The following is a 13,062-nucleotide window of genomic DNA, read 5'->3' as shown; positions in this document are numbered from 1 at the left end:
GGGGCTGTTGCACAATCCATGAGCGTATTGCTACGGAAACGGCTACTGTCGCGCTGTCCCGAATTTATAATCAGTCTGGTGTTAGTCATTACGGGAACGACCCATAGCCGGTTTTTCATCTTTCCGGGCGACATTGGCCAGCAAACTCATGGCCAATATGCGTGCATCGTCAACCGTTGCGGTAAACAGAAGCGGATAACCCCAGAACTTGCCAAAAAGCGCAGCTATGGCCTGGCCTGCGTAACGTTTCATCGGGCTGGGTTCGATGATGATCAGCGCGAGGATGTGTTTTAACTCTTGTTTGTGTTGCTTCATCCAACGCGATGCTGGTTTAAGGTTCGCCTTGTCGTGCCTACGAGCCTCCAGATCTTTCCTGGGGGCATGTGAAAGCATGACAAACGGCTCGTCACGTGAAATCAGGCGCTCAAGTCGTTGGAAGTAGTCGTCAAGGGATTGCATATCTCCAGATTGACCACTTGCGTCAAAATCAACCCATACCAGCGGAAAGGTTGTGGCGTCGAGTATCGGCATGGCATTCCCTACGTGAAGTAAATGAAAATGAGTCTCATTCTATGGGTGCCTGGTATTGACCGCATTAATCCATTCAGACAGAATATTGTTCATTTCGGACAATTCCGGGTAGAAAACTGATGAAAGCCCTGGGCTTTAATTTTGATGGCGAGAGGCCAACCGACCTTGATGACATTCCCCGAACCGTGGTTACCAGTCGCTTTGTTTGGGGAGGGCAGCGTTGGGAAGCGCCAAAAAGTCAGCATCGTAAATCCGTGCTTATCTATGTTGCGCAGGGTGTGTTGCATTGCGAGGTTGGCAGGGATGTTTGGATTGTGCCCCCTCAACGCGCCCTGTGGCTTCCGCGAGGCGTTATGCATAGCGCCTATGCTTTCGGCAAACTGGAAAGTTATGTCGTGTGGGTGGATGGGGATGGGCAGACCCATCTTCCGGCGACGAGTTGTATCACCTCGGTATCGCACTTGTTACGTGAACTGTTGCTGAAAGCGGCGACATTTCCGGTACTCTATGCCGCAGGCGGGCCGGAAGAACGGCTTTTATCGGTCATCATCGATGAACTCGTTATACCACCCTGGGAGAACTTGTGTCTGCCGATACCGAAAGATCCCCGCTTGCGGCGTCTTGTCGATAGGATCATTACCAATCCATCCGATAAAAGATCAGCCGCAGAATGGTCGGCCTGTATTGGTCTGGGAGAGCGAACGATGAGCCGCCTCTTCTTACAGGATATCGGCATGAGCTTTGGCCGCTGGAAACGGCAACTGCACATCACCCTGGCGCTGCAACGTCTGGCCAGCGGGGATTCTGTTCAAACCGTCGCGTTCGACCTCGGATATGAAAGTTCAAGCAGTTTTATCACCATGTTCAGAAAGACCTTTGGCAAGTCGCCGGGTCGATATTTGTCTGAATGGAAATCCAGAGGCTAACAGCGCCGCCATCCTGCAACTCGAATTATTTAGCAACTGTCTTGAACGACATTTGTCATGAGGCAACCCGGTGATAAGCCTCATCCCATGTTTTTCCCGTTCTGAGCAAGGCGCTATCTTTGCTGATATGCGTGGGTTAAGGTTTGTAAGACATGATGACATCCGGGTTGAGTTTATTGCCATAATTTTTCACGTTGGTGTGAACCTCGGGGCGAGATTTTTTACCATTGTCGTCGATTATTAACGATCGCACGCCGTGGAGTTCCGCAAGCCCTGGAATGCCTTCATAGGTTGTCGCATGTGCGGAACCGACGAAGGCCACCTTGAAAATGCCATTAACGATATATGAGATCGCACTGTGTAGTGCGTCTTTCTGAATAAATCGCCGTCAAATCACAGGTTTTTGTTCAAATGTTTCTGCTGGGAACTATTCCCGCTGATAATTCCACACACAATGGCATAGTACGCGCCATATGCAACCACCGATGCGGGCATTATTCCTGAACGAAGCAGCCTGGGGGGGCAACAAATCGATGTATGGCTGAATGATGATATTCTGAAACAACGCCACTACAGTCGAGGCCAGTTTCTCATTCTTTAGCTCACCATAATGCCCATACAAAGATAGTTAAACAGATCCACTGAGAGGTTGCCTGTCAGACAGGCCTTCCCCGCCGCTTTGTTGACGAAGATACCGACTGCACGAAGTGGTTCTTGACGACGTTCTACCATCTGTTTCCCGACGCCCCTTACCAAAACGTGGAGTATTTTCATGGCTGCCGCCATTTTGACCTGTATGAGATTGAAAGCGCTATGCGAAATCTATTGGGCAGTATCGTCAATGTATAAAACACTATCTTTTAAACCTTATGAAAATTAATTCAGTACCTGTCATTAATCCGATCGTCGATGTCGAGAAGCCGCGTGACGGCGAACCAGAACCGCACCGTTCCGTGAGAGCGACCGCAGATGAGGGAAGTCATGCCCGGTCTCGGATATCCGGACGGGAACGCATTACTGAGCATCGCAGAGCGTCCCGGGCAAAACCTTATACCACAGCAAGTCATCGCGCTGGGGCGCTTTACCGCCCTACTTTACGTGAGGAAAACATTCAGCGTTCGCGAGGCCGACATTTCAGCACGTCGCAAACCTACGGCAAACGTGATCGGATGCACAGCGAACGGGATGCCGAACCCGGCCCGTCAAAACGCACGCGCCACGATGCACGCGATGATGTTTCTTCGGTAAGACGCCGCGACCACGATGAATACGCAGACGTACAGCCGTGCGTCGGACAATCTCGCGGCGAAACGTCCCGGCATCAAGGGGAACAGGCGGAGGAGCGGACTACACTGCCCGGCGCGGAAGAACGGGCGGCTTTTCGCCGGGAATTCGCCGCCGCACGCGAACTGAGAAGAGATGAGGTTGCCCTGTTACAGCGGATAAAGAAATTCATTCGCTACAACGACCTGGGAGGCGCTATCGCGCTTCTTGATCGTTCGGCAGCGGATTTTCTACGTAATTCAAATATGTTTACGTGCTATGTCGATGCTTTGTCGAACCTTTTAAAGGATCACCGGCCATTTCTGGAAGACAACGGCAAGTCAACGCTGGTGCTGCAACGTTGGCGGGAGTCGGCGATGGCATTTTCTTCGATGCATGAAAGCATTGACGATATCAGCGACAGCGATAATTATGTCGCCCGGATAAGCCACCTGTGCAATCGCTGGGGGCAGACGCAACCGATACAGGCAGCTGGCTGTGCGACGATCGCAGGCGCCATCGCCGACCTCCGCGCATCGGACGGAACAGCGGCGTTGCAGAGATGGATCGGCAAGGGCACCTTGAGTTTAGAACGCGATCTCGGCCTGCTGATCAACGCGTTCAGCAAATGGCCTGATGACCGCCTCTGCATGAGCGGGCTGCGAGCGCTGGCGGATATGATCGTCCTGAACAAGGACCAGCTTTACGTTTATACCACGAAAACCCTGGCCATCATCGCCAACGGCCTGAGCAAGACGCCCGATGGCGACGCCAACCTACAGGCGATGGAGCAGGTGTCCGCTGCGCTGCATCGCCGCAAAAATCAGTTGGACGATCACCGCCAGCTCAAGCCCCAGGATCTGTCGAATATTATCGGCGGCATGAGCAAATTTCCTGATAGCGAGGCGTGTCGACAGGCCGTTTTCGACATCGCCGCCGCGCTGCCAGCGTGGAAAAAGGAATTAGGCAACCCCAGGCAATTCAACCTTCAGGCGATATCTAATATCGTCAGCGCCCTGGGCAAGTTCCCTGATAAAGAACGCTGCCGTAATGCGGCAGCCTGTGTGGCGTCTGCGCTATCTATGCGGCGACAGGAGTTTACCGTCGGCGTTTTCGTACATCAGGATCTGATGTGCATTATCAACGGCCTGAGCAAATTTTCCGACGACAGGTCCTGCCGCCAGGCTGTTATTCTTATGGCGGATATTCTGCAGGAGAGCCGACATGGGCGGAATAGCCTCGTCGAAAAAGGCCAGGTCAATGAATTGGCAAGCATCATCAACGGGTTGAGCAAATTTCCCGACAGCAACACCTGCCAGCGGGCGATAGTGCTTATAGCGGACGCACTGACGGCGCGCCGACGGGAACTAGGCGATTCGTCACGGGTCTTTCCGCAACATCTGGCGAATATCGTCAACGGTTTGGGGCACTTTCCCGACAATGAGCCTTGCCGGGAAGCGATAACCGTTTTGGTTGACGCGCTGTCGAGTCGCAGACGGGAATTGAACGATCCGCAGCAGTTTATCCCGCAACATCTGTCGAGTATTGCCAACGGTCTGGGAAAATTCGCTGATTGTGATGCCGTCCGGCGGGGAATTGACGTCCTGGCCGACGCGTTGTTGCAGCGGAGACTGGAACTGTACCACCCGCGCCAGTTTACCCCGCGCGCCCTGGCGAATACCCTCAACGGCTTGAGTAAGTTCTCCGATAATCAGGCGTGCCGACGTGTTGCTGCCGATATAGCCGACGCACTGATCAAACGGCGGCGCGAGCTCGATAACCCCGAACAATTTAAATTGAATGAGTTGTGCGCAACCATCAACAGTCTGAGTAAGTTCCCTGAAATAGACGTCTGCCAGACGGCGGCGACCGACATGGCTGCCATACTGCTGGCGCGTCGGAAGGCGTCGAATGACCTGGAGCAACTTGACTCCTGCGGTCTGGCGAATATCGTCAACGGTCTGGGCCATTTTCCCGACAATGACGTCTGCCGGGAGGCGGTCAGCCATATCGCTGGCGAGCTGTTGCAGCGCAAACGGGAATTGGGCGATCCACAGCGGTTCATCCCGCAACATCTGGCGAATATCGTCCACGGTCTGAGCCGGTTCCCTGACGACAAATCCTGCCGGACGGCGATCGGCGATGTGGCCGACGCGCTGTCGCAACGGAAACGGGAATTGCGCGATCTGCGGCAATTCGCCCCGCAGGAACTGGCGAATATCGTCAACGGACTGAGCCGGTTTCCCGACGACAAGTCCTGTCAGCGGGCGATCGTCCATATCGCTGCTGCGTTGTCCGAAAACAGCCGTTCTTTCGGCAGATTCGGATACCAGCATTTGTCGATGCTGATCAACGGGTTGAGCAAGTTTTCTGACTACGACGCCTGCCATGAGGCGGTTGCCGGCATGGCCGACGCGCTGGCGGAAAAAAAAGAAGAACTGAGCGATCCGCGGCGACTCGATCCGTTGAGCCTGTCGACAATCGTCAACGGGTTGAGTAAATTTCCTCTGGACGAGAGCTGCCGCCGGACGGTGAGCCTGATGGCCGAAGCGTTGCTGGCGCGAAAGGAGGAACTGGGGGATCCGCAGCAGTTCAACGCCCGGCACTTGTCGAATGTGACTAAAGGTCTAAACCAGTTCCTTGACGACGTCACCTGCCAGCAGGCGATTGGCGAAGTGGCCAGCGCGCTCACCTTGAGACGCCAGGAACTCGCTGACCCCGGCAAATTCAAGGCCCATGAACTGGCTAATATCGTCAACGCACTCAGCAGAAATAATACCGATAAAGCGTGTCAGGAGGCGGCCATCGACATCATCAGGCTGCTGGGCAGCGGCGGACGTCCGTTCAGGGATTTTACCATGATCGGGTTGGCTGCGGTAGCGAACGGCATGGCGCGGTTTGCGTTGGCGTTGAACGATATACTGAGCAAGGAAGAGAGCCAGCAGTATCCGCAGATACAGCTTATCCATGCGCGCCTGCGGGAACTGACGGCGCATCTGGACTCGTGCCGCGACCGCCTCGCACAGGCCGAAACACGGCAGATAGCCATGTTGTTTAAGGCCCTGGCCAGCCTTCAGCTCAAGGATTGTCTACGTCTCATCGCCCGCCAGGGGCTGGAGCGGATAAAGGTCATCCACTCACAAACCCGGTTTAGGGAAAATGATTTGGAATCTCTGGGCAACCTGATGGCCGGGCTGCGGCCGCTGTTATGCTCCTCCGATCTGAAAAAATTCAGCAAAGAAACCCTGCGTCTGCTCGAACGGATACAGCCGGATATCGCACGCAAGATGCAGTGCTATATCGATGCCAACCTGACTAAGTCTGCGGCGGGTGCGTCTGCACCGGAAAGCGAACCGTCTGACGAGACGTTCGATACGCGCCGTCCGGGGCTGACCTTTTTCCTGTTGCTCAAGACCTACCATGTGGTGGCGGGGATGTGGAAGCATCGCAACGTGTTAGACGCCAACGAATGGAGATCCGACTATGTGAGCGGCGAGGGGCTGTGGGCGCGGCACAAGGAGTTGAAGGCCTGGCTCGGACAGACGATGGAGCAGGTGAAGGGGGTTATCGAAAGCGACCTTGATGAAAGCTCCTGGAATCTGATCGCGCAGATTGAAGCGGGTGAGCGGATCAACGATACCCTCGACCTGAAACTGCGCAAGGATTATGCCATGATAACGCTGGCCCACCAGCCCACGCCGCTCGACGTACTGGCCGTGCGCCGGGAATTGCGCGGCCTGACGGCTGTACGCGATGTTCTCGGCAGCCAGGTCGGCGCAGCGAAACTGCAGGTCATCGATCTGAATGGTCGACAAATCAAGGCCGACAGCTCTGCCGGAGGCGATGACGTGGCCGCGATGAATTACAGCTTCTTCACGCGGTTGACGGACGGCAAGTTGCCGCTGTTGGAAGTGCAACTGCCCGGAAAACTTAGCGCGTTCATGTTGTCGCGTATCATCAGGCACGACGGCGATCTGTTGCGTATGGATATGTTCGGGGGTAGCCATATCAAGCCGAGCAGAAAGGGCGTGCATGACCTGCTGTCCGCCAGCGACAACGGGGTGAGGCGTTACGGGCGGCTCCCCGCTCTGCGAGTGTCAGATACGTTTACGGAAGCGCCGCTGATGCGCGATGTTATCCGCAAGCTCAACCCGCAGCGGGAGGACTGGTTCCGTATGCAGCGGGCGCTGGTGGAAGTGGTGCCGCGCAACTCTGTGGTTGAAGGGCCAATCCGGCTGTCGCTGTTGCCGGACCGGTCGTCTGGGGCGCCGCTGGTATTTCCGCTGCGGACGCCCGACAACCAGCCGATCATGCTCGAACCCAACGACGGATGCGGCTTCATTCGCGCTTCGCTGGCCTGCAAGATCCCGGTTATCCGCGAGGCCTTCGAAGCCTGGCACGCCGCGCCGGAGACGCGCACCCGGCAGCAACAGGTGCTGACGGCTACGCCGCGTATGTCGGTGCTGCCGCCCCAGGCGACGCATCACTTCCCGCGTGACGCCGAGGCTATCGAAGAGGCCCGGCTCCATCTGTTGCGGTCATTGCGGGAAGATCCGACACTGTGTCCAGACCCCGTATCCGGCGCTCTGCCCGAGATCAAGCCGCAAAAACTTTATGATTTACTGGTCAGCGCCAATATCTCCGGCATCCAGGGTATAGCTGTCCCCTCCGCCGACAATAGGCTCCATTTACCGAATGAAAGCAGCCAGCAGCTCCCCATCGGCGACGGCCCGCTGTTGCTGGGAAAACCGCCTTATGACAAGGCTAACCTGATGGAGATAGGGGCCGGGCGCGTCGGCACTGTGGATAACGGCGATGCGACGGCCCGCTTTCTGCGCAACACTTTCGCATTTCAATACAGCTATACCGCCTGGGACGAAAGCGGCACGTCCGCCGATGGCGATGACGCGCCGATGCTGCACGGTAAAGGCGTGACCATCATCGTGCCGGATGAACTCTGGCCGCGTGACAACCAAGGAGAATGGGTATGGTCCACCGAAGACATGAAGGTGCATTCGAGCTGGACGGAAGGACGCCGCCGTGACCGGCTTCCGCCGCTGATGGATACGGTGGGCAGTCTGCGCGTCAAGGATGTTTTTCCGCCGGGTTCGCTTATCGCCGTACCGATTAACGAGCTCAGGAAGCGTGACGCCGACTGCGACGGCGATAAGGTCTATGTCTTTACCGGCCTGCCGAAGATGGCGCAGGTGATAACGCAACATTTGACGAAGGTCGAGCAGCGCATCGGCAAACTCGGCTCTTTTAAGCCGCCCAAAACAGCCAACAGCGCGTCTGACGCCGTTCATGGCTACAATGCTGGACGCGCTGCGGAAATATTATCTGCGGTGCGGGGAAACGATCTGCTCGGACGAATGAGCGTTATGCAATTTCAGTTTTACGCCCAACCTCCGGCGCTGCACGAACAACTGGCTACGCGTGCGCTCTTCGGTACATACGAAGGCACCGAGAGGGAATTGCGGCGCGGTTTACAGCAATGGCTGAACGGACAAAAAAAAACCGTAGCGCAGGAAGAAGATCAACGCTATATGCGTCTGTCACTGGGGCAGCAGGCGGCGCAGCGTGACGACGGCAGTAAAACCCTGCGGCAGACGCAGGATGACTTGCTTCATCGCGCTCGTGCGGGGGTGAAATACGCTCGTCACCCCCTGGCGCGCCAGGTGGCGCAATTACTGCTGGAGCAACTGGAGGCGGGAATAAAAGCGCAGCGTACGGGCGTCCTGACGCAATCGGACAGCGCGTCGACGCCTTTGCCGACCGGGGTAGCGCAACAATTTCCGCAGTTGGCGCAGGCTTGGGAGTCGGCTGGCAACCCGCGGGAGCGTCTGACGGCGCTGATCGAAAATTACCCCAGGGCCATGCTGCCTCATACCGGTGCTACCTTGTCTGCCGGACAGATGGATGACGCCGCCGACCTGCCGAACGGGCAGCCCGGCTACGTGCCGGGAGCTCCGCTGGAAAGCCTAAGTAATCTGCTCACGCTGGGCGCCAAGGTCGGCACTGACGCGCCGAAAGCGGTCACACAGACAGATTTGTTCCTCAAGGTTGCCGACCGCCTGGAGCGCGTACTATACAACGAACCCAACCGCATCCGCATCGTGCCCTATACCAAGGGCAGCATCGTACACGAGCTGCGTGAAGGCGACATCAACGCGGAAGCGAACCTGCAGCGACTGCGCGAAAATCCCACGATGACCGCAGGCATCATGGAGATGGCGCTGGAGACGCTGATCCAGGAAGGGAGGATCACCGGAGTACCTGCACAGCAGGACGGCCCGGCGCAGACCCAGGCGCAACTGGCGCATTTCGCACGTCTTCTGCATCAGCAAGCCATAGCAGATGAACCTCGCATGACGGCGATTATCAAAAAAGCTATTCAAGGCGTTGGTGAACTGCGCGGCCATGAACATCGCATCAAGTCGGAGGGATCGCTGCGCGAGAAGCTGGAGAAACTAATGCTGTACGACCAGTTGGCGGTGAAGAAAGCCGTGGCCGCGGTAAATGATGCGCTACGCTACAGCGTCATTCTGGAGCAGGACGAATTCGCGCAGGGCTATGCGCGGATTATGGACGCGCTGGATCGGCAAGGATTGCTTAAGACCCTGGTTCACAATGGGTTTACTTCATCGCAGAAGACCTATAAAGGCATCAACGTCAAACTCATGGAGCAAGGAGCAGATGGCCGGGTGGTTCGCCTGGAGGTGCAATTCCATACCGGGCAGAGCTTCGAACTTAAGGAGCATCACCACAACGACTATAAGGACTTGTTCGCCATGAGACGGGCAGGGGCAAGCGTTGAGGAACTGACCGCCAGAATAATGCCGCTCAAACAGGCGTTCAGGCAGGTGCCGACGCCCGTCGGCTGCGAGCATATTGAAGACTGGGAGTTTGAACCGATGCTGCGCGTCGTCAAGTCTGCTGCCGCTGGCGTCAGCAGTCCTGCTGCTCCGATGCGGAAACTCATGAATGATGCCAGCCGGATTGAGCGTCAAATCAATCCGATTCTGGAAGACCTGCAACTGAACATCGTGAAGGAGCACAGCGTAGCGAAGAAAGCGAAATCGCTCAGGGAAAAAATTCACCGGCTCAGTGTCCTGAATCATCTCACCGAGGAACAGGCAGCCGCCCGCGTCAGGGATGCCATACGCTGGGTTGTGCTGCTGCCCAATGACACCTTCGGCCATGATGCCGAGCGTGCGTTGCGGGGAATCGAAGCGCACGGCATGAAAATCATGCGCATCAACAATGCTTTTATGACGATGGGCAGAAGTTACGCCGGGCTCAATGTTAACCTGCGCACGCCGGAAGGCATGGATTTCGAATTGCAGTTCCATACGAAAGAGAGCCTGAGAAACAAGAACGTTACGCACGATCTGTACCGTCGGTGGCAGAATGACGAAGTGGCGCTGCGGCTTACCGACGATCTGCAGCGGCGCGAACAACTGCAGCGTGCCAATGACGTCCTGTTTGAGGAACTGAAACACGCTGCTGCCGCAGTTCCGACGCCGACCGGCGTGGAAATGCTGCCGTCATTTAATCACTATCAGGAGTTGTAAGCCGGAAGCCGCCAAAATTTTGTCATCTCCGCCAGGTACTCAATTTTTTGCTCGCTGGGGCTGTCAGTCCCACGAATGATTAGCCAGCCTGCCAATGAGGGGGAGTGACCGGGTAGTTTGTCACTCCACGCCTATCGCTAAGTAAGGTATTACTTATCGATTCGATAACGACAACGAATTGGTGATGACGATCACGTTTCTGTAACTTACTCCCATGTAAACACACATGAGGATATAGTGATGTCAGTAATTAATACCCAGGTTAAACCATTTAAAAACCAAGCTTTCAAAGACGGCAAGTTTATCGAAGTGACTGAGAAGGATATTGAAGGCAAGTGGAGCGTATTCTTCTTCTATCCGGCTGACTTTACTTTCGTTTGCCCGACTGAACTGGGCGATGTCGCTGATTACTACGACGAATTCCAGCAGCGCGGTGTGGAAATCTACTCGGTTTCTACCGACACCCACTTTACGCACAAAGCCTGGCACAGCAGCTCTGAAACTATTGCCAAAATCAAATACACCATGATCGGTGACCCGACTGGTCAGTTGAGCCGTAACTTTGAAAACCTGCGTGAAGCAGAAGGCCTGGCCGACCGTGGTACGTTCATCGTTGACCCACAGGGTATTATCCAGGCTGTGGAAATCACCGCCGAAGGCATTGGCCGCGATGCGTCAGACCTGCTGCGCAAAGTGAAAGCGGCTCAGTACGTTGCGTCTCACCCCGGCGAAGTTTGCCCAGCCAAATGGAAAGAAGGTGAAGCGACGTTGGCCCCATCTCTGGATCTGGTCGGTAAAATCTAAGCCTGAAACCGCTGAGATAGTGATGTTTTTATCGGGTGCCTGGCACCCGATTTTTTGCACTGAGGATAACCAATGCTCGACAATACAATGAAAGTCCAGTTGAAAGCCTATCTGGAAAAATTAACCAAGCCTGTTGAGTTAATTGCGACTCTGGATGATTCAGCGAAATCCTCTGAAGTAAGAGAATTACTGTCGGAGATCGCCGCATTATCCGAACAGGTCAGTTTTACCGAACACAATGACCTGGCAGTGCGTAAACCCTCGTTTCTGATTACCAATCCAGGATCGCAGAGCGGCCCGCGTTTTGCCGGCGCCCCGATGGGGCATGAGTTCACCTCGCTGATCCTGGCACTGTTGCAGGTTGGTGGGCATCCGTCAAAGGAAGCGCAAGAATTACTCGACCAAATCCGCACTCTTGACGGTAAGTTCCATTTTGAAACCTATTACTCATTATCCTGCCACAACTGCCCGGATGTGGTGCAAGCGCTGAATTTAATGGCGGTGCTGAATCCAAACATTACCCATACCGCGATTGACGGCGGCGTGTTTCAGGATGAAATCCAGAGTCGCAACGTCATGGGCGTGCCGACGGTGTTCCTCAACGGCGAGCATTTCAGCCAGGGCCGCATGAGCCTGGTTGAGATCGTGACCAAAATTGATACTGGCGCGGGCGCTAAACAGGTTGAAAAACTGAATCAACGCCCGGTGTATGATGTGCTGATCGTCGGCAGCGGCCCGGCAGGGGCGGCGGCGGCGGTCTATTCCGCCCGTAAAGGCATTCGTACCGGTCTGATCGGTGAACGTTTTGGTGGCCAGATATTAGATACCGTAGACATCGAAAACTATATTTCCGTGCCGAAAACGGAAGGGGCGAGGCTGGCAACCGCGCTGAAGAGCCATGTTGATGACTACGATGTTGATCTGATCGACGCACAGAGCGTTGAAGCGTTGATCCCAGGCAGTGAACCGGGTGCGCCGCATCAGGTGGTAACCGTTTCCGGTGCGATATTGACATCCCGCAGTGTGATTATTGCGACCGGCGCCCGTTGGAGAAACATGAGCGTACCGGGTGAAGATCAGTACCGTACCCGCGGCGTGACTTACTGCCCGCACTGCGACGGTCCGCTATTTAAAGGCAAGCACGTGGCGGTGATTGGCGGTGGTAACTCCGGCGTGGAGGCGGCCATCGATCTGGCCGGGGTAGTGAAGCATGTTACGCTGCTGGAATTCGCACCGGAACTGAAAGCCGACTCCGTATTGCAGGATAAGCTGCGTAGCTTGCCGAATGTCGACATCATTCTCAACGCGCAGACCACGGAAGTGAAGGGCGACGGCCAGAAAGTCACCGGTCTGGTCTATAAAGATCGCGTCAGCGATACGCAGCACGAACTGCCGCTGGAAGGGATCTTCGTCCAGATCGGTCTGTTGCCTAATACCAACTGGCTGGAAGGTACGGTCGCTCGCAACCGGATCGGCGAAATTGAAATTGATGCCAAGTGCGAAACCAGCGTTAAAGGCGTATTTGCTGCTGGAGACTGCACCACGGTGCCGTACAAGCAGATCATTATCGCCGCCGGTGAAGGGGCAAAAGCTTCTTTGAGCGCATTTGATTATCTGATCAGAACTCAGCCCGCCGCGTGATATTGATTACGCTGGCGGTAAATTGCCGGTGTGGTTGATGACAAAACCCCCCATTCAGTCTGGCTGAATGGGGGGTTTTGTCTTTTCCCGTTGAGAAAAAATGTGGGGCGGGGCTTGCCACCAGACAATAACAAATCCATAATACCGCCCACTCTTAACATGGAGGCAGGAAAACTATTTTAGAATATGTGTGCTTGTTTGCTTCCTGGTATATTCTATTCATGGTTATCTTTTCAATCTTGTTATTATCTCTTCTTTATTAATCTACATAAAAAATTATAACTTTTTAAACAGACTTATCCACAGTCTGCCTGTGAATTTTT

At 55.1% G+C, this 13,062-nt stretch carries 7 protein-coding genes; 4 read left to right on the top strand and 3 right to left on the bottom strand.

Going from position 1 to position 13,062, the window contains the following annotated elements:
* Positions 1–81: 81 nt before the first annotated feature.
* Entirely contained in the window at positions 82–531 is a 450-nt protein-coding gene (locus tag BIY29_RS00955; protein ID WP_121572907.1) for a hypothetical protein, read from the bottom strand.
* 119 nt (positions 532–650) lie between these two features.
* On the opposite strand from BIY29_RS00955, the gene BIY29_RS00950 reads away from it, so the two are divergent.
* Positions 651–1,457, top strand: coding sequence for an AraC family transcriptional regulator (locus BIY29_RS00950; RefSeq protein ID WP_121572905.1), 807 nt, complete (start codon positions 651–653; stop codon positions 1,455–1,457).
* Positions 1,458–1,593: 136 nt separating this feature from the next.
* Here the strand turns inward: BIY29_RS00950 and BIY29_RS00945 are convergent, their stop codons facing one another.
* Together BIY29_RS00945 and BIY29_RS20145 are read right to left on the bottom strand one after the other, a co-directional pair.
* Complete coding sequence (locus BIY29_RS00945) at positions 1,594–1,779, bottom strand: hypothetical protein (protein ID WP_276310273.1); 186 nt, start codon at positions 1,777–1,779, stop codon at positions 1,594–1,596.
* A gap of 275 nt (positions 1,780–2,054) precedes the next feature.
* Entirely contained in the window at positions 2,055–2,231 is a 177-nt protein-coding gene (locus tag BIY29_RS20145; protein WP_170158868.1) for a hypothetical protein, read from the bottom strand.
* A 95-nt stretch (positions 2,232–2,326) separates the two neighbouring features.
* Between BIY29_RS20145 and xopAD the strand changes: the two genes are divergently transcribed.
* From xopAD to ahpF, 3 genes are all read left to right on the top strand, one after another.
* The gene (gene xopAD / locus BIY29_RS00940) at positions 2,327–10,294 is read left to right on the top strand and encodes a XopAD/skwp family type III secretion system effector (protein WP_121572904.1); all 7,968 of its coding nucleotides are present in this window, start codon (positions 2,327–2,329) and stop codon (positions 10,292–10,294) included.
* 240 nt (positions 10,295–10,534) lie between these two features.
* The gene (gene ahpC, locus BIY29_RS00935) at positions 10,535–11,098 is read left to right on the top strand and encodes an alkyl hydroperoxide reductase subunit C (RefSeq protein ID WP_121572902.1); all 564 of its coding nucleotides are present in this window, start codon (positions 10,535–10,537) and stop codon (positions 11,096–11,098) included.
* Between the two features lie 72 nt (positions 11,099–11,170).
* Positions 11,171–12,739, top strand: a complete 1,569-nt coding sequence (gene ahpF, locus BIY29_RS00930) for an alkyl hydroperoxide reductase subunit F (RefSeq protein ID WP_121572900.1) — start codon at positions 11,171–11,173, stop codon at positions 12,737–12,739.
* Positions 12,740–13,062 lie beyond the last annotated feature (323 nt).

It is taken from the genome of Brenneria alni, from assembly GCF_003666245.1.
Taxonomy (GTDB): Bacteria; Pseudomonadota; Gammaproteobacteria; order Enterobacterales; family Enterobacteriaceae; genus Brenneria; species Brenneria alni.
Note: the sequence above shows the minus strand (reverse complement) of the source record. Positions and strands in the feature narration are given on the sequence as shown.